Origin of the sequence: Acidovorax sp. SUPP2539 (assembly GCF_030158975.1) — a bacterium.
GTDB lineage: Bacteria > Pseudomonadota > Gammaproteobacteria > Burkholderiales > Burkholderiaceae_C > Paracidovorax.
Genome location: NZ_BQXJ01000001.1, coordinates 786,576 through 802,983 on the forward strand (window position 1 = coordinate 786,576; position 16,408 = coordinate 802,983).

Annotated in this window: 15 protein-coding genes; 8 read left to right on the top strand and 7 right to left on the bottom strand. The window is 69.0% G+C overall.

The genetic code is table 11. The annotated features are described in order from the left end of the window. Positions 1–152 precede the first annotated feature (152 nt). From AVTE2539_RS03515 to AVTE2539_RS03530, 4 genes are all read left to right on the top strand, one after another. Positions 153–710: an HNH endonuclease gene (locus AVTE2539_RS03515; protein WP_284408376.1), complete on the top strand. Its 558-nt coding sequence runs from the start codon at positions 153–155 to the stop codon at positions 708–710. Between the two features lie 115 nt (positions 711–825). Beyond that, positions 826–1,809, top strand: a complete 984-nt coding sequence (locus AVTE2539_RS03520; RefSeq protein ID WP_284408377.1) for a TRAP transporter substrate-binding protein — start codon at positions 826–828, stop codon at positions 1,807–1,809. A gap of 120 nt (positions 1,810–1,929) precedes the next feature. Then, positions 1,930–2,445: a TRAP transporter small permease gene (locus AVTE2539_RS03525; RefSeq protein WP_284408378.1), complete on the top strand. Its 516-nt coding sequence runs from the start codon at positions 1,930–1,932 to the stop codon at positions 2,443–2,445. A 19-nt stretch (positions 2,446–2,464) separates the two neighbouring features. Then, positions 2,465–3,748, top strand: a complete 1,284-nt coding sequence (locus tag AVTE2539_RS03530) for a TRAP transporter large permease (protein ID WP_284408379.1) — start codon at positions 2,465–2,467, stop codon at positions 3,746–3,748. Between the two features lie 76 nt (positions 3,749–3,824). Here AVTE2539_RS03530 and AVTE2539_RS03535 read toward each other — a convergent pair whose 3' ends face one another. Both AVTE2539_RS03535 and AVTE2539_RS03540 read right to left on the bottom strand, forming a co-directional pair. Next, on the bottom strand, positions 3,825–5,138 hold the full coding sequence (locus tag AVTE2539_RS03535) for a tetratricopeptide repeat protein (protein WP_284405784.1): 1,314 nt from the start codon (positions 5,136–5,138) through the stop codon (positions 3,825–3,827). 215 nt (positions 5,139–5,353) lie between these two features. Continuing rightward, on the bottom strand, positions 5,354–6,661 hold the full coding sequence (locus AVTE2539_RS03540; RefSeq protein ID WP_284408380.1) for a glycoside hydrolase family 18 protein: 1,308 nt from the start codon (positions 6,659–6,661) through the stop codon (positions 5,354–5,356). A gap of 178 nt (positions 6,662–6,839) precedes the next feature. Between AVTE2539_RS03540 and AVTE2539_RS03545 the strand changes: the two genes are divergently transcribed. Continuing rightward, on the top strand, positions 6,840–7,967 hold the full coding sequence (locus AVTE2539_RS03545; protein ID WP_284408381.1) for an esterase-like activity of phytase family protein: 1,128 nt from the start codon (positions 6,840–6,842) through the stop codon (positions 7,965–7,967). 23 nt (positions 7,968–7,990) lie between these two features. Here the strand turns inward: AVTE2539_RS03545 and AVTE2539_RS03550 are convergent, their stop codons facing one another. From AVTE2539_RS03550 to AVTE2539_RS03560, 3 genes are all read right to left on the bottom strand, one after another. After that, complete coding sequence (locus AVTE2539_RS03550) at positions 7,991–9,106, bottom strand: acyl-CoA dehydrogenase family protein (RefSeq protein ID WP_284408382.1); 1,116 nt, start codon at positions 9,104–9,106, stop codon at positions 7,991–7,993. Between the two features lie 48 nt (positions 9,107–9,154). Further along, on the bottom strand, positions 9,155–10,360 hold the full coding sequence (locus tag AVTE2539_RS03555) for an acyl-CoA dehydrogenase family protein (protein WP_272548712.1): 1,206 nt from the start codon (positions 10,358–10,360) through the stop codon (positions 9,155–9,157). Between the two features lie 63 nt (positions 10,361–10,423). Next, on the bottom strand, positions 10,424–11,137 hold the full coding sequence (locus AVTE2539_RS03560) for a YceH family protein (protein ID WP_284408383.1): 714 nt from the start codon (positions 11,135–11,137) through the stop codon (positions 10,424–10,426). Between the two features lie 21 nt (positions 11,138–11,158). Here AVTE2539_RS03560 and purN point away from each other — a divergent pair, with 21 nt between their 5' ends. Then, positions 11,159–11,743: a phosphoribosylglycinamide formyltransferase gene (gene purN / locus AVTE2539_RS03565; protein WP_272564637.1), complete on the top strand. Its 585-nt coding sequence runs from the start codon at positions 11,159–11,161 to the stop codon at positions 11,741–11,743. Positions 11,744–11,770: 27 nt separating this feature from the next. Here the strand turns inward: purN and AVTE2539_RS03570 are convergent, their stop codons facing one another. Both AVTE2539_RS03570 and xopAW read right to left on the bottom strand, forming a co-directional pair. Next, the gene (locus AVTE2539_RS03570; protein ID WP_284408384.1) at positions 11,771–12,835 is read right to left on the bottom strand and encodes a sensor domain-containing diguanylate cyclase; all 1,065 of its coding nucleotides are present in this window, start codon (positions 12,833–12,835) and stop codon (positions 11,771–11,773) included. A gap of 314 nt (positions 12,836–13,149) precedes the next feature. Then, complete coding sequence (xopAW, locus tag AVTE2539_RS03575; RefSeq protein ID WP_284408385.1) at positions 13,150–14,208, bottom strand: XopAW family type III secretion system calcium-binding effector; 1,059 nt, start codon at positions 14,206–14,208, stop codon at positions 13,150–13,152. Between the two features lie 256 nt (positions 14,209–14,464). Here xopAW and AVTE2539_RS03580 point away from each other — a divergent pair, with 256 nt between their 5' ends. After that, positions 14,465–15,193, top strand: a complete 729-nt coding sequence (locus AVTE2539_RS03580; RefSeq protein WP_284395201.1) for a response regulator — start codon at positions 14,465–14,467, stop codon at positions 15,191–15,193. Next, positions 15,190–16,347, top strand: coding sequence for an ATP-binding protein (locus tag AVTE2539_RS03585; protein WP_284408386.1), 1,158 nt, complete (start codon positions 15,190–15,192; stop codon positions 16,345–16,347). The genes AVTE2539_RS03580 and AVTE2539_RS03585 overlap by 4 nt, the downstream gene beginning before the upstream one ends. The last annotated feature ends 61 nt before the right edge of the window (positions 16,348–16,408 follow it).

A 16,408-nucleotide genomic window follows, 5' to 3' on the forward strand; every position in this document is an offset into this window, starting at 1 on the left:
TTTGATAGCGCCTTGCGCAGGTGTAGCAAGCGCTGGACGCCAATTTGTCATGAACGGAGTATATTGTGAGCCACAGGCCGGCCTTGGCACGCCGCCCGTGAGACATCAGCGTTCCGAATCCTTGTGTGCATCGTTGTTCCAGGAGGCGAGTTGTGAAGGTCTTGAAGTTGTCGGCCCAGGGGCTGCCCCAATCGTGGATTTCGCTGGAACAGGCGGTCATTCACTATGCCGCGGGCGAGGTGCGCTGGGAATCCGGCGCGCAGATCGCCCGGTTCCGCGGCGGCCACAATGCCGTGACGGGTGAGCAGTCGGTCATCGGCGTCAACAGCATCATCGGCACCAAGGGCGTGCCGTCCATCAACCCGTTCAACCTCAAGCCCAGCCTGACCAACGGCAAGCTCTTCGCCCGCGACCGCAACGTCTGCGCGTATTGCGGCGGGCACTTCCACGATGAAGACCTCACGCGCGAGCACATCGTGCCCTATGCGCGCCAGGGCGTGGACCACTGGATGAACGTGGTCACGGCCTGCCGCCCCTGCAACCACCGCAAGGGCCCGCGCACGCCCGAGCAGGCGCACATGCCGCTGCTCTATGCGCCCTACGTGCCCAGCCTGTGGGAGGACTTCATCCTGCGCAACCGCCGCATCCTGGCGGACCAGATGGAGTTTTTGATGGCGCACGTGCCCAAATCGTCCCGCCTGCTGGACTGATCGAAAAAAAGCGCCTGCGCAGGTACTTTCCCCGAGGGCCGGGCGCCGGGGCTGCGGGAATAATCCTGCCTCCTTTGTCACAACGCCCCCTGGGGGCCCAGATCGGACCGTTTCCATGCGCATTGCTTCCCGCCGCCTGTTGCTGGCCGCCGCCGTTGCCGGCTTGCCCATCCTTCCCGCTTTCGCCCAGCAGGCCAAGGAAATCAAGGTCGGCTATGCGCTGGCGATCAACTCGCACTACGGCGCGGCCGCACAGGCCTGGGCCGACACGGTCGAGAAAGGCACCAACGGCGCCTTCAAGTTCAAGCAGTTCCCCTCCAGCGCCCTGGGTGGCGAGCGCGAGCTGATCGAAGGCCTGCAGCTGGGCACCGTGGAGGCGGTGATCGTCTCCACCGGCGCCCTGAGCAACTTCGTGCCCGACGTGGGCGTGGTGGACATTCCCTTCCTGTTCCGTGACACGGCCCACGCCCGCGCGGTGCTGGACGGCCCGTTCGGGCAGGACCTGCTGGGCAAGTTCAAGGGCCGGGGCCTGATCGCCCTGGCCTGGGGCGAGCAGGGCTTTCGCCACCTGACCAACAACAAGCACCCGGTGAGCACGCCAGCAGACCTCAAGGGCCTCAAGATCCGCGTGACCGAGAACCCCGTGCACATCACGGCCTTCCGCACGCTGGGCGCCTCTCCCACGCCCATGTCCTGGCCCGAGGTGATCGGTGCGCTGCAGCAGGGCACCATTGACGGCCAGGAAAACCCGATGTCGGTGATCGTGTCAGCCAAGCTGCCGCAGGTGCAGAAATACCTCTCGCTGACCGGCCACGTCTATGCGCCCATGGCGCTGATCGTGTCGCCCAACCTCTGGTCGAGCCTCACCGATGCGCAGAAGGCCAGCTTCACCCAGGGTGCCAAGGCGGGTGCGGCGGCCTCGCGCAAGTTCGTGGACGACGTGGAGCAAAAGGGCCTGACCGACGTCAAGGCTGCCGGCATGCAGGTCGTGGAGTCGGTCGACAAGTCGGCCTTCCAGAAGGCCCTGGAGCCCGCCTACAAACAGTACGCCACCAAGTTCGGCCAGAAGACGCTGGACCAGATCACCGGCACGAAGTGATGGTGGCCGGCGCGTCCGGAGCCTGTCCGGCGTGCGCTTTTCCTCTGCCCGGCCTGGCCGGGCTTTTTCCTTTGTGATCGACCGACCGATAGATTGGCACCGGCAGGTGCCCGCCCTCCCATGCTGAACCGATTCGAGCGCGCGCTGGTGGCCTGCAACCGCTGGCTGCTCATCATCTTGCTGCTGGCCATGGCCTGCATCGTCTTCGCCAACGTGGTGCTGCGCTACACCACGGGCGATTCCATCGTCTGGGCGGAGGAGGTGGCCCGGCACCTGATGATCTGGGGCACGTTCCTCGGGGCCGGACTGGTGCTGCGTTTCGGCGGGCACGTGGCCATCGACAACCTGCACCACACGCTGGGGCAGACTGGCGCGCGCTGGCTGCGCGGACTGATCGTGGCGGGGCTGGGCGTGTTCTTCCTGGTGATGGCGTGGTTCTCGGTGCAGTACGTGTGGGCCACGCGGTTCCAGACCACGCCGGCCACCGACATCGCGTTCGCCTGGATCTATTCGGCGATGCCGGTGGGCTTTCTGCTGCTGTTGGTGCACCTGCTGTTCATGGCCCGGGGCTATGTACGGGATGGGCACTATGTCGAGTCCGACGAGATGGACGCCGAGTCCGCCGCGTCGCTGTGATGTTCCGAAGGACCTAACCATGGCCATCACCCTCTTCGTTTCCGCCATCGTCCTGATGGCGCTGGGCTTTCCCGTCGCATTCGCGCTGGCCATGTCGGCCGCGATCGCGGTGTTCGTGGGCGGGCGCTATCCGCAGCTGATCGTGTTCAAGGAGATGTTCACCGGCATCGACAGCTTCCCGCTGATGGCGGTGCCGTTCTTCATCCTCGCGGCCGAGATCATGTCTGGCGGTGCGCTCACCGTGGTGCTGCTGCGCTTCGCGGCCCAGTTCGTGGGCCACCTGCGCGGCGGGCTGGGTCATGCCAACATCCTGTCGCTCACGCTGTTCTCGGGCATCTCGGGCTCGGCCCTGGCCGATGCGGCGGGGCCCGGCTCCATGATGGTCAAGATGATGGACAAGGCCGGCTATTCGCGCGCCTACGCGGCGGCGCTCACCGCCAGTACGGCCATCGTCGGCCCCATCATTCCGCCCTCGATCATCATGATCATCTATGCGCTGCAGGACGAGCAGGTGTCGGTGGGGGCGCTCTTCATCGCCGGCTTCGCGCCCGGGCTGCTGATCGCCGCGGCCATGGCGCTCGTCAACTGGCGCGTGTGCGTGCGCCGCGACTACCGCTCGCGCGAGCCGCGGTCGAGCAGGGCGGAGATGCTGTCCAACAGCATCCGCGCCATCCCGGCGCTGATGTTGGTCGTGCTGATCCTGGTGGGCATCCGCTTCGGGATCTTCACGCCCACCGAGGCGTCGGTGGTGGCGGTGTTCTATGCGCTCATCTGCGGCAAATGGATCTACCGCACGCTGGAATGGAAGGCGCTGCCCCACATCGCCGCGCGCTCGGCCTTGCTGACAGCATCGGTGCTGCTGGTGGTGGCGGCGTCGGCCGCGTTTGCCTGGGTGCTGACGATCGAAGGCATTCCCCAGCAATTGGCGGAGACCATCGTGGGGTGGAACCTGTCGCCCGTCACCTTCCTGATCGCGGTGAACATCCTGCTGCTGCTGTTCGGCATCTTCATGGAGCCGCTGCCGGGCGTGATGATCCTGGTGCCGATCCTGGCGCCCATCTCGGCGGCGCTGGGCATCGATCCGATCCACTTCGCGATGGTGGTGATCGTCAACCTCACCCTGGGCATGATCACGCCGCCCGTGGGCGGGCTGCTGTTCGTGACCTCGGTGGCCACCAAGGTGCCGCTGGCGGCCCTCACGCGGGAACTGCCGCCCTTCCTGCTGGCGCACCTGGCGGTGCTGATCCTGCTGACTTTCGTGCCGGCCATCTCGACCTGGTTGCCGCACGCGCTGGGGTTCTGACCCCGCGCACGAGGGCATGAAAAAAGCGCGGCAACGGCCGCGCTTTTTCTTTGGGGGCGCCGTGGGCGCCCCGCCGTCAGACCGCCTTGCGCGCCGTGACGATGAAGCCCTGCACGGGCGCGTTGTTCTCGTAGCGCAGCACGGTGTCTTCCACCTCCACGGTCTCGAAGCCCGCCGCCTTGCACAGCGCCACCACATGGCTGCGCTTGTGGGCATAGCGGCCGCTGGGCTGCAGCACCATGTCGGGGCCCGCTTCGTCCGAGGTCTCGCAAGAGAAGATCAGCTCGCCCTGGGGCACCAGGATGCGCAGGGCGTTGGGAACGGTCTCGGTCAGGTCGCCCGTGTAGATGAACACGTCCAGCGCGGCCAGCACGTCGTAGATGGCGTCGGGCGTTTCCTGCAGCGCGTCGAGCAGGTTGACGTGGTGGAAACGGTCGTACACGTTGTGGCGGCCGGCCTGTTCGATCATCTTCATCGAGATGTCCACGCCGATCAGAAAGCCGTCCAGCCGGCCCAGGCACACGCCGAGCAGGCCCGTGCCGCAGCCCAGGTCCAGCAGGTTGAGTTTCTTGTCCGGAAAGCGTTCGAGGATCTTGTCCGCCACGCGCTTGGGCAGCTGGTAGCGCAGGCCGCGCACCATGTGCTGGTCGTACATCTCGGCCAGGCTGTCGAAGAGGCCGCGGTTCAACTCCGGCGGCTGGTGCTTCGGCGTCACGCCATGGGCCAGCGCGGCGTAGTAGGCATAGACCGAGTCGCCAGGGGCCAGTTCCAGCAGCGTGGTGGTGTCGGCGACGGCACGGGCGGGCGTGCCCGCGGCGAGGTGCGCCTTCACGCGGCCGAGCAGCGATTCGGTGTCGGCCGGGTTCTCGGCGATCAGGCCGCTCCACAGCTCGACGGATTCGGCGTGCGCGCCCTGGCCGCTCAGGTCGCGCGCCAGCTGGCGGCGCAGCTGCGCATCGCCCGGCACGAGTTCCAGCCCGCGGCGCAGGTGGCGCACGGACATGTCCAGGTGGCCCGCGCGGTGCGCGACGTCGATCACGCCTGCCAGCACCACCAAGTTGTTGGGCTCGATCAGGGCGACCTTCTCCGCGGTGCTCACCGCTTCGTCGAACTGGTTCTGGCGCGCCAGCAGCAGGGCCAGTTCCAGCAGGCCAGGGCCCCAATCCGGCGAGATCGCCACGGCATGGCGCAGCGCCTCGAACGCCTTGGGCAGGTTGCCGGCCTTCTCCGCCATCAGGCCCGCCAGCATGAACACGCGCGGGTCGTTGGGGGACTGCTGCTGGGCCTTGTTCAGCGTCAGCGCGGCTTTCTGGAGTTCGCCCTGGGCGATCTGCGTCCTGGCGGTTTCAAGGTGTTGGCGGTTGGGGTCTGCGAGGGGTGTTGCGCTCATGTCGGGAGGGGCAAATAGGGGGAGGCGCGCATGCTCGGCGCCTTCAGGATGGGTGGACGATTATCCCGGATTCGCTGCGGGCCCTGTTCGTGCATTGGCCGCGCTGCGACGAGGGCGTTGCACCATGCCTGCGCGGGGCCGGCCCGGGCCTGAAAAAAGGCCGCTGCGACCCGACGGGCGGCAGCGGCCTTCCACCTTTGGCGATCCGCGATCGTTCAGCGCGAGAGTTCGTCGCCCACGGCGCGCACCAGCTCGCCGCCGTCGCCCGATAGCTCCCAGAACATCATGCCGCGCAGGCGGGCCAGCTTCACGAAACGCGCCTTCTCGCGCAGGGTCTGCGCATCGTCGAAGGTCCAGAACGTGGTGCCGTCGAACAGCCAGGCCGAGCGCGCATGGGCATCCCAGTAGCGGGTGAAGCCCGGCTTGGCCTGGAGGGTCTGGTAGTCCTCAATGCCCGCCTCGTACGTGCCGGCGGGAATGCCCGTGGCCGGCTGGTACAGGCCGCGCTGGGCGTTGGTCACGCCCGTCCAGCCGCGCGAATACAGCGGCGCTCCGACGACGATCTTGTGCGCAGGCACGCCCGCCTGCAGGTATCGGCCCACGGTCTCGACTACCGAGAGTTTCTGCGTACGGGCCGGGTCGTTCGGGTTCGGCGCGAGCGCGGCTTGGTGGTTGGTGGTGCTTTCCCAGGCGCCGTGCAGGTCATACGCCATCACGTTGATGAAGTCGAGCGACCGGGCCACCTCGGCCAGTTCGATCTTGGCGGCGGTCTGCGGACCGGCCGGCGCGGCGATGGTCAGGCGCAACTGCGGATCGATCGCATCGAGCTGGCGGCGAAATTCCTGCAGCAGCAGCGTGAAGTTGCGGGTGTCTTCGGGCCGCACGGTGTTGCCCTCGGCGCCTTCCGCGGCCGGGTATTCCCAGTCGATGTCGATGCCGTCGAACACGCCGGCGGCCGGCCCGTTGCCCGTGGTGCTGCCGTCGGTCCGGCCCTTGATGAACAGGTCGATGCAGGAGGTGACCAGCGCGCTGCGGGATTCGGCGGTGAGCGCGGCGTCGGAGAACCATTTCGACCCGTTCCAGCCGCCCAGCGCGATCAGGACCTTGGTGCCGGGGTAGGCCCGCTTGAGTGCGAGCAACTGCTGGAAGTTGCCGCGCAGCGGCTGGCTGGCATCGACCCCCTGGCCGTCTACGCTCTCTTCGGCGGCCCAGGCGCGCTCCACGTCGGCGTAGGCATCGCCCAACTGGCAGACCACCGGGCCGGTGCCGCCGGCCTGCACAGGCTGCACGTTGCCGAACGCGTAGTTGATGGTGGTCACCGCCGGAACGCCGCCCTGGGCGACCAGGTCCTTGACCTTGAAGTTGCGCGCGTAGATGCCCCACGAAGTGAAGTAGCCGACGACTTCGCGCGGCGGGGCGCCGCTGCCCCCGCCAGGGCCGTGGCCCGGTCCGTGGCTCCAGGCGCTGGTGGCCACGAGGGCCATCAGGGGGATGGCGGCAATCTGTCGGATCAAGGTGCGCATGGCGGGAAAACCTCCGGAACTGTTGTTGGGGCGGTCACTATAGCGAAATTCCACCTTTTGGAATGTGTGAAATTTCCCTGCAAAATGCCGGGCCGCGAGCGCCATCAACTTGTCATGCGGGCCCGCTAAGGTCCGGCGCTGTCCACCCTTGCCATCCACCTTGTCCGAAGAGCCGTCCATGTTCAGACCCCTTGCCTGCGCTGCCATCCTCTCCGTGTGCCTTGCCGCCTGTGGGGGCAGCGACGGCGGTGCCCGCGACATCAGCGTGCGCCTGATCGGCGAGCAGACCGTGCCGAACACGCTGCAGGTGGGCGGCACGCTGGTGGGGGGGCTCTCGGGCATCGACTACGACGCCGCGCGCGACACCTGGGTGCTGGTCAGCGACGACCGCTCGGACAAGAACCCCGCGCGCTTCTATACCGCGCGCCTGCAGTTCGACCCATCCACATTCGCACCCGTGCAGTTCCTGGGCACCATGCCGTTGCGCCAGGCGGACGGCAGCGTGTACCCCGCGCGCACGGCCTCCACGGCGACCAGCCCCGTGCCCGATCCGGAGGCGATCCGCATCGATCCGCGCGACGGCAGCCTGTGGTGGACCAGTGAGGGCGATCGCAGCTTGGGCCTGGACCCGTTCGTGATGCATGCCGATGCCAGCGGCCGGGCCCTGGGCGCGCTGCCCTGGCCTGCGGCTTACCGCATGTCGCCCACGCAGGCGACCGGCGCGCGCAACAACCTCACGCTGGAGGGACTCAGCTTCTCGGCCGACGGCGCATCGCTGTGGGCCGCCATGGAGGCCCCGCTCTATCAGGACGGCCCGGTGCCCACGCCCACGGCGGGCGCGTATTCGCGCATGCTGCAGTACAACCGCAGCGGTGCGCTGCTGCGCCAGGTGGCCTATCCGGTCGATCCCATCCAGGCGGTTCCGGGCACGGGCAAGAACGCGGACAACGGCGTGTCGGAAATGCTGGCGGTGGACGACCACCGCTTCCTGGTGCTGGAGCGCTCGGGCGTGCAGGGCAGCGACGACCTGTACCGCATGTACATCCGCCTGTACGAGATCGACACCCGGGATGCGACCGACGTGAGCGGCATCGCCTCGCTGGCCTCGGGCGGCTTTACCGCAGTGCGCAAGCGCCTGGTGCTCAACCTGAACACGCTGGGCCTGCGCACGCTGGACAACATCGAGGGCATGGCCTGGGGCCCGCGTCTGGCCAACGGCCACCGCAGCCTGGTGATGGTGTCCGACAACAACTTCAACGACACGCAGATCAGCCAGTTCCTCGCGTTCGAGGTGCTGTCCGAATAGCCGGCCGCGCCAGGCCCGCCCCGTCAGGCGAAGACGCCGGCCGTGTCCTGCATGCGCGCCGATACCTCGCCCAGGTGGTGCAGCGTGTCGCCGTAGGTCATCTCCAACTGGGTGAGCCTCTTGAAGTAGTGGCTGCCGATGTATTCGTCGGTCACGCCGATGCCGCCGTGCAGCTGTACCGACTGCTGGCCCACGAAGCGCATCGACTGGCCCAGCTGCACCTTGGCGCGGGCGATGGCGCGGCGGCGCTCGTCCGCCGGTGCGTTGAGCTTGAGGCTGGCGTAGTAGCTCATCGAGCGCGCCAGCTCCAACTGCATCTTCATGTCGGCCACGCGGTGGCGCAGGGCCTGGAAGCTGGCGATCACCACGCCGAACTGCTTGCGCTGGTTCATGTAGTCCACGGTGAGCGATACCGCCTGGTCCATCACGCCCACGGCCTCGGCGCACACGCCGGCGATGCCGGTGTCCACCGCCAGGGCCAGCGCGGCCAGGCCGTCGGTGGTGACGAGGGTGGCGGGTGCGTCGGCCAGCTGCACCTCGGCCGCGCGGCTGCCGTCCTGCGTGACGTAGCCGCGCGTGGTGACGCCCGGCGCGCTGCGTTCGACCAGGAAGAGGGCGATCGCGCCATCCAGTTGGGCAGGCACCAGGAAGGCATCGGCCTGGTCGCCGGCCGGGACGATGCTCTTGAGACCGGTCAGCGCATGGCCTGATGGCGCCGATGTCGCCGTGGCTTCGCACACGTCGAGGCGGTAGCGGGCTTTGCGCTCCTGCTGCGCCAGCACGACCAGGGTCTCGCCGCTGGCGATGCGCGGCAGCCAGTCGGCCTGCACGGTTTCGGGCGCGTACTGGCCCAGCACGCTGCTGGCGATGAAGGCCTGGGCGAGCGGCTCCAGCACGATGCCCCGGCCCAGTTCCTCCAGGGCCACCATGGCGTCCACCGGGCCCTGGCCCAGGCCGCCGTGCGCCTCGGGCACGGTCAGGGCCGTGAGGCCCAGCTCGGCCAGTTCGTTGTAGGCCGCGCGGTCGAAGCCGCCGGCCGCGACGATGCCGCGGCGGCGCTCGAAGGTGTAGCCCTTGTCCACCCAGCGGCGCACCGCCTCGCGCAGCGATTGCTGGTCGTCCGAGAAATCAAAGTCCATTTTTTTCACTCCTGGCGAAGTTCTCGCCCTGGCGGGAGGGGGTGGGGTTCAGCCCAGAACGGTCTGGGCGACGATGTTGCGCTGCACCTCGTTGGAGCCGCCGTAGATGGTGGTCTTGCGCAGGTTGAAGTAGTTCGCGGCCAGCGGGGCATTGGCCACCTCGCCGCCCGGGAAGCCGCCCAGCGCGCCGGCGCCCGCATCGCCCTGCCAGCCGGCCTCCATCGCCTCTTCGATGAAGGGCAGGCTGAAGGGGCCGGCGGCCAGCATCATCAGTTCGGCATAGCGCTGCTGGATCTCGCTGCCGCGGATCTTGAGCAGGCCCGCGATGTCAAGCGAGTTCTTGCCCGATTTTTCGGCCGACAGCACCCGCAGCACCAGCATTTCCAGCGCCACGATGTCCACCTCCAGCAGGGCGATCTGGTCGCGAAAGCGCAGGTCGTCGTACAGCCCCTCGGCGCGGGCGATGCGCTTCAAGCGCTCCAGCTCGCGCTTGCTGCGGTTCACGTCGGCGATGTTGGTGCGCTCGTGGCTCAGCAGGTGCTTGGCGTAGGTCCAGCCCTTGTTCTCTTCGCCGATCAGGTTCTCGGCGGGCACCTTCACGTTGTCGAAGAAGACCTCGTTGACCTCGCACTCGCCGTCCAGCAGCTTGATGGGCCGCACCGTGACGCCGGGCGACTTCATGTCGAGCAGCAGGAAAGAGATGCCGGTCTGCGGCTTGCCTTCCGTGCTGGTGCGCACGAGGTTGAACATCCAGTCGCCGTACTGGCCCAGCGTGGTCCAGGTCTTCTGGCCGTTGACCACGTAGTGGTCGCCCACGCGCTCGGCGCGCGTCTTGACCGAGGCCAGGTCCGAGCCCGCGCCGGGCTCGCTGTAGCCCTGGCTCCACCACACCTCGCCGCTGGCGATGCCGGGCAGGAAGCGCTTTTGCTGTTCGGCATTGCCGAAGGCCATGATGACGGGCGCCACCATCACCGGGCCGAAGGGGATGATGCGCGGCGCGCCGGCCAGGGCGCATTCCTCTTCGAACAGGTGCTTTTGCACGGCGGTCCAGCCCGGGCCGCCGAACTCCTTGGGCCAGCCGAAACCCAGCCAGCCCTTCTTGCCCAGGATCTTGGCCCAGCCCTGCATGTCGCCCCGCGTCAGGCGCAGGGCGTTGTGCACCTTGTGCGAAATCTCCGGGGGGAGATGCTCTTTGACCCAGGCGCGAATCGTTTCGCGGAAGGCCTGTTCTTCGGGGGTGAATGCGAGATCCATGCGGTGTGTCTCCTCGGGCTGCCGGTTCGAGCCGATCCGCCGGTTGTAGCACGGTCGTGCTTTTTACTCCTGTCCGGGCGGCGACACGGGCGCAGCGCCTTGCGGCTCCGGTGCCTCCAGCCCCAGTTCCTGGCACAGGCGCTGCACCGTGGCGCGCAACTGGGCCACTTCGGCCTCCAGGGCGGCCACGCGCGGGGCCAGTCCCTGGGCGGCGGGGGCTTCGGCGGCCGAAGCACCGGCGGCGTACTGGCTCGCATCGACCGGGCCGCACAGCAGGTGGGCCCAGCGCTGCTCGCGGGCGCCGGGCGCGCGCGGCAACTGCACCACCAGCGGACCGCCCTTTTCTTCGCTGCGCGACTGCAGCTCGTCCAGGAAGGCCTCCACCGAGGAGATGTCGGCGAACCGGTGCCAGCGTTCGGAGTTGATGCGCAGCTCGCCCGCGGTTTGCGGACCGCGCAGCATCAGCAGGGAAAGCAGCACCGCCGATTGGTCGGGCACGCCGATGCCGCGCGGGAAGTTGTGCTCGAACTTCGTCGCCCGGTTGCCGCCGATCTCGACCGCCAGCGTGCGCAGGCGCAGCGAATCGAGCGCCTCCTGGGCTTGGGGCTCGGTCAACTGCATCACCGGGTCGCGGCTGCTCTTTTGGTTGCAGCCGGTCAGCACGCCGTTGAGCGTGAGGGGGTAGCTGTCGGGCACGGTGCGGGCCTTTTCCATCAGCGTGGCGAGCACGCGGGCCTCGGTGGGCGACAGGGGGCGGGTGCGGGGATCGAAGGGCATGGCGGGGGATAATTTCCGGCAATGAAGAACATCGTGATTTTGATCTCCGGCAGCGGCTCCAACATGGCAGCCATCGTGAATGCTTCGCGCCAGCAGGATTGGGCCGGCCGCCACGGCGCCCGGGTGGTGGCCGTGCTGAGCAACAAGGCCGACGCCGCGGGCCTGGCCTGGGCCCGGGCCGAAGGGATCGCCACGGATTCGCTGGACCACCGGGCGTTCGATTCGCGCGAGGCCTTCGATGCGGCGCTGGCCGAGCGCATCGATGCGCATGCGCCGGCGCTGGTGGTGCTGGCGGGGTTCATGCGCATCCTGACGCCCGCGTTCGTAGCGCGCTACGCCGGGCGGCTGGTCAACATCCATCCCTCGCTGCTGCCCGCCTTTCCGGGGCTGCACACGCACCAGCGCGCCATCGATGCGGGCTGTGAGGTGGCCGGCGCCACCGTGCACGAGGTGACGGCCGAACTCGATTGCGGCCCCATCCTGGCCCAGGGCGTGGTGCCGGTGTTGCCCGGCGACACCGCGCCGGTGCTGGCCGCGCGCGTGCTGGCGCAGGAACACGCCATCTACCCCCGCGCCGTGCTCAAACTGCTGCACCGGCTGGGCTGATCCGGACCGCCGGGCGGCGGCCCCCGCTCAGGACCAGCCGTCGAACACGCAGACCCGGTTGCGTCCCGAATCCTTGGCCACGTAGAGCGCCCGGTCGGCCCGCGCCAGCAGCGCGTGGGGATCGCTCACCTCTTCGAACCCCGCCGTGGCCACCCCGAAGCTGGCGGTGACCGGCCGGTGCGGCCAGGTGCTGGCATTCAATGCCGCATGCAGCTTCTCTGCCACGAGGCGGGCGCCGGTGGCGTGCGTCTGAGGCAGCACCACGCAGAATTCCTCGCCGCCGAAGCGGGCCACGAAATCGCCCGCCCGCACGTGGCTGCGGACCACCTCGGCCGCATGCCGCAGGATGGCGTCCCCGGCCGGGTGGCCCAGGTCGTCGTTGACGCTTTTGAAGTGGTCCAGGTCCACCATCACCAGGCTCAGCGGCTGCCCGGCCCGCTTGCCTTCGTCCCAGCTGGTGCGCAGCTGGCGGTCCAGGCAGCGCCGGTTCCACAGCCCGGTGAGCCCGTCGGTCATGCTCTCCAGTTCGAGGCCGGCCATGGCCTGGCGCAGCTCCAGCTGGGTCACCACCTGGCGGGCCAGCGATTCGAGCGCGCGGCGCTCGGCGTCCGTCAGGGTGCGGGGCTCGCGGTCGATCACGCAGACGGTGCCGATGGGCATGCCGTCCGAGGTCACCAGCGGCGCGCCGGCATAAAAGCGGATGCCCGGCTCGCCGGTGACCAGCGGGTTGCCGGAAAAACGCGGGTCCAGGTGCGCATCGGGCACCTCGAACACATAGTCGGGCTGCAGGATGGCATGGGCGCAGAAGGCCAGCTCGCGCGGCGTCTCGGGCGTGTCGATGCCGGTGCGCGACTTGAACCACTGCCGCTCCGCATCGATGAGCGAAATCAGCGCGATCGGCGTCTGGCACACCGCCGACGCCAGCATGGTGAGGTCGTCGAAGGCCTGCTCGGGGTTGGTGTCGAGCACCCGCAGCTTGTCCAGGGCCTCCAGGCGCTGGGCCTCGTTGAAGGGCAGGGGGGCGCCCTGGGCCGGGTCGGGGGCCGGGGGCGTGGCGTCGGCGGGAGCGTCGGGTTTCTGGGTGGGGGACATCAATGGCTTCACTGAAGGAACGACAGTGAGTGTGTACGCAGCATCCGGCCATTCCGTTGTATCCATTTGATACGGCCAGGGTCTTTTCCTGGGTCACAGAACGGGAGCAGCGTGGGCGTATCGATGCTTTTGCTATAAAAAATATAGCGATATGCCCTAGAGGATATTGTGCTGGAGCCGCTTTTGGCTCAAAGGCCAGCGGCGCAGGGTGCCGGTCCACGCAGCTCGTCCACTGACGGGCTGTGCAGCACTGCGTGGACCGGCAAAACCAGGGGCCGGGCGCCCGGTGCCTGCGGGCGCGGCTGGCTGCCGACTCAGGCCATGGCGCTCAAGGTGCTGGCGTTGCTGCTGCTGGTCCACGCGCTGGCGGCCGCCGCGTATTGCCGGCGTGCCTGTTCGGCCAGCTGGGTCAGGTCCAGCCGCTGGCCGCTGCGGGAGGCGCTGGCGGTGCCGTCGTCCTGGCCGGTACTGCTGCTGCTGCTGCTGCTGGTGGCATTGGCCGTCGCCCACTGCGTCAACTGGTCGATGAACGACGACGACTCGCTGGCGCTGAGCTGCTTGTCGCCGTCGGTGTCGATGGCATTGAACAGCGCGGTGACCGCATCGGTCGAGCTGCCGGACGTGTTGGTGGTGCTGGCTGCCGCCAGTTCCGAGGCCGACACGACACCGTCTTCGTTCGTGTCCAGCACGTCATAGGTGGTGCTGCCGGACGATGCGCTCGCGCTGCTGGCACCCCCCGCTCCACCTGGCCCGCCCGGGCCACCCGGTCCGCCGGGCGGCGGGGGCGGCATGCCGCCCGCCTGCGGTCCGCCCGCGCCGCCCTGGCCCGAGGGCCGGCCGGCATCGAACTCCGCCTGCGACAGGCTGCCGTCGCCGTCCGAATCCAGCTGGCCGAACAGTTCGTCGCTGCTGGTGCCGGTGGCGCTGGCCGTGCCGCCGGAGACTTTCTCCAGCAGGAACTGCAGTTCGTCCTGGCTCACCTTGCCGTCACCGTCGCTGTCCACCTTGCCGAACAGGTCGTCGCCGGCCTGGCCGGTCGCGCCGCTGCCGGCGTCGCTGCGCGACTGGGCGAAGTCCATGGTGGAGCGCTGCGGCAGCACGCTTTCCAGCGTCTTGGACAGCTCGTCGCTGCTCAGGCTGCCGTTGCCGTCGCTGTCGTACTTCTGGATCAGGTCCGAAGCGCTGGTGCTGCTGTCCACACCGCTTTTCTTCGCCACCTTGTCCAGCAGCCCCTGCAGCTCGGTGCCGTCCACGCCGCCGCTGCCATCGGCATCCAATTTTCCGAACAGGCGCTCCGGCGAAGGCCCGGGGCGCGAAGCCCGCTGGACGCTCGCACTGGACCACGCGCTGCCGACACTACTGATGGTCGTCATCATCGTTCCTTTCGTTCCAAGGGTTGGCGGCTGCCGCGCCGTCGTGCGTCCCGGGAGCGGGGCGCGCGCACCGGCAGCAGCCTGCAGCCCATTCTTGGAAGCGCCGGTAACGGCGGTTTGTCCCGTTTGTATCGGGCCTGGTACGAAAGGGTTCGCCAAGGCGCGAACAGCGGGGAAAAAGCCCGCCAGTTCCCGCGCAACGCCGCGCGGGCGCTGCGTACACTGGGGCGGCAACCCCGCTTTTCCGCCCGCTCCCATGCAACACATCCTGGTGGTCGATGACGACGACGACATCACCGCGCTGCTGACGCAGTACCTCGCCCGCTTCGGCTATGCCACCCATGCGGCGCGCGATGCGCAGACCCTGCGCGAGCGCATGGCCGCGCAGGCCATGGACCTCGTCGTGCTGGACATCATGCTGCCCGGCACCGACGGCATCACCCTGGCGCGCGAGCTGCGCGAGCGCTCGGCCGTGCCTATCATCATGCTCACCGCGCGCGCCAATCCGTACGACTGCGTGCTCGGGCTGGAAATGGGCGCCGACGACTACATGAGCAAGCCCTTCGAGCCGCGCGAGCTGGTCGCGCGCATCCAGAACGTGCTGCGGCGCGCGGCGGGCCGTCCCGCCGCCGCGCCCGCGGTGCCGGACGACGTGGTGCGCTTCGACGGCTGGGCGCTGCACAGCGTGGAGCGCCATCTCGTCTCGCCCTCCGGCGTCACCGTGCCGCTCACCAACGCCGAATACCGCCTGCTGTGCACCTTCCTGCGCATGCCGCGGCGCGTGTGCAGCCGCGACCAGCTCATGGAGCATGCGCGTGGCCGCACCATGGATTCGTTCGAGCGCAGCATCGACCTGCTGGTCTCGCGCCTTCGCCACAAGCTGTCGGACGACCCGCGCGCACCCGCCTTCATCCGCACGGTGCGCGGCGTGGGCTACCTGTTCCACACCCAGACCGTGCAGGGGCTGGCGGGCAGGGCGCAGTGACGCAGGCCGCGGCCACGGTGCCGACGGCGCCCGCGCGCACAGGGTGGCGGCGCTGGCTGCCGGACACCCTTTTCGGCCGGCTGGCGCTGCTGCTGTTCGTGGCCGTCACGGCCAGCCACGTGCTGGCCCTCACGCTGATGTTCGAGCTGCGCCCGGCCGGCATGGGCCCGCCACCACCACCGGAGGCCGCCATGGATGGCGATGCCGCGCGGCGCCCGCCACCCGCCCGGCCGCCCGAATCCGGCGGCCCCTCGCGCGAACGCCGCCCCGGCTTCCTGCACGCGGGCCTCGCGCTGGACATCGGGGTGCGGCTGCTGGCCCTCATGCTCGCTGCCTGGTGGGGCGCGCGCTGGCTGTCCCAGCCCATCCACCGGCTGGCCCGCGCCGCGCGCGACCTGGGTGGCGATCTCCACGGCCCGCCACTGCCCGAGGACGGCCCCGCCGAATGCCGCGAGGCCAGCCGCGTCTTCAACCAGATGCAGGCGCGCATCCGCCAGCAACTGGCCGAGCGCGACGGCTTCGTGGCCGCGGTGTCGCACGACCTGCGCACGCCGCTCACCCGGCTGCGGCTGCGCGCCGAAACCCTGCACGACGACGGCGAGCGCGAACGCTTTTGCCGCGACATCGGCGAGATGGACGCCATGATCACCGCCACGCTCGACCACCTGCGCGGCGTGGCCCATGCCGAGCCGGTGGCGCCGCTGGACATCGGGGCGCTGCTGCAGAGCCTGGTGGACGACGAGCAGGACTGCGGCCACGCCGTCACGCTGCAGGGCAGCGCGCGGCCGCTGCCGGCGCGGGTGGGCGCGCTGCGCCGCTGCATCGGCAACCTGGTGGGCAATGCCGTGCGCTACGGCGGCGGCGCCGAGATCACGCTGAGCGACGATGGCGCCGCGGTGCGCATCGCCGTGCGCGACCACGGGCCCGGCCTGCCCGAGCAGGAGCTGGACCGGGTGATGCAGCCCTTCTACCGCGTGGAAGGCTCGCGCAACCGGCACAGCGGCGGCGTGGGCCTGGGGCTGTCGATCGCGCACGACATCGCGCAGCGCCACGGCGGCAGCCTGCAGCTGTGCAATGCGCCGGGCGGTGGGCTGGTCGCCACCGTGACCCTGCCGCGCGGGGGCGGGGCCGGCCAGGCAATGCGTTTGCTATAAAAACAATAGCTATGGAGGCAATCAATCTCCTGGCGCTGGCACGTTGGCGCATCGAATCGCC

Bases quoted from the DNA above. Each gene is read 5' to 3' on its own strand.
- AVTE2539_RS03520 (WP_284408377.1), top strand. From the start codon at position 826: ATGCGCATTGCTTCCCGCCGCCTGTTGCTGGCCGCCGCCGTTGCCGGC.
- AVTE2539_RS03525 (WP_284408378.1), top strand. From the start codon at position 1,930: ATGCTGAACCGATTCGAGCGCGCGCTGGTGGCCTGCAACCGCTGGCTG.
- AVTE2539_RS03530 (WP_284408379.1), top strand. From the start codon at position 2,465: ATGGCCATCACCCTCTTCGTTTCCGCCATCGTCCTGATGGCGCTGGGC.
- AVTE2539_RS03535 (WP_284405784.1), bottom strand. From the start codon at position 5,138: ATGAGCGCAACACCCCTCGCAGACCCCAACCGCCAACACCTTGAAACC.
- AVTE2539_RS03540 (WP_284408380.1), bottom strand. From the start codon at position 6,661: ATGCGCACCTTGATCCGACAGATTGCCGCCATCCCCCTGATGGCCCTC.
- AVTE2539_RS03545 (WP_284408381.1), top strand. From the start codon at position 6,840: ATGTTCAGACCCCTTGCCTGCGCTGCCATCCTCTCCGTGTGCCTTGCC.
- AVTE2539_RS03550 (WP_284408382.1), bottom strand. From the start codon at position 9,106: ATGGACTTTGATTTCTCGGACGACCAGCAATCGCTGCGCGAGGCGGTG.
- AVTE2539_RS03555 (WP_272548712.1), bottom strand. From the start codon at position 10,360: ATGGATCTCGCATTCACCCCCGAAGAACAGGCCTTCCGCGAAACGATT.
- AVTE2539_RS03560 (WP_284408383.1), bottom strand. From the start codon at position 11,137: ATGCCCTTCGATCCCCGCACCCGCCCCCTGTCGCCCACCGAGGCCCGC.
- purN (WP_272564637.1), top strand. From the start codon at position 11,159: ATGAAGAACATCGTGATTTTGATCTCCGGCAGCGGCTCCAACATGGCA.
- AVTE2539_RS03570 (WP_284408384.1), bottom strand. From the start codon at position 12,835: ATGTCCCCCACCCAGAAACCCGACGCTCCCGCCGACGCCACGCCCCCG.
- xopAW (WP_284408385.1), bottom strand. From the start codon at position 14,208: ATGACGACCATCAGTAGTGTCGGCAGCGCGTGGTCCAGTGCGAGCGTC.
- AVTE2539_RS03580 (WP_284395201.1), top strand. From the start codon at position 14,465: ATGCAACACATCCTGGTGGTCGATGACGACGACGACATCACCGCGCTG.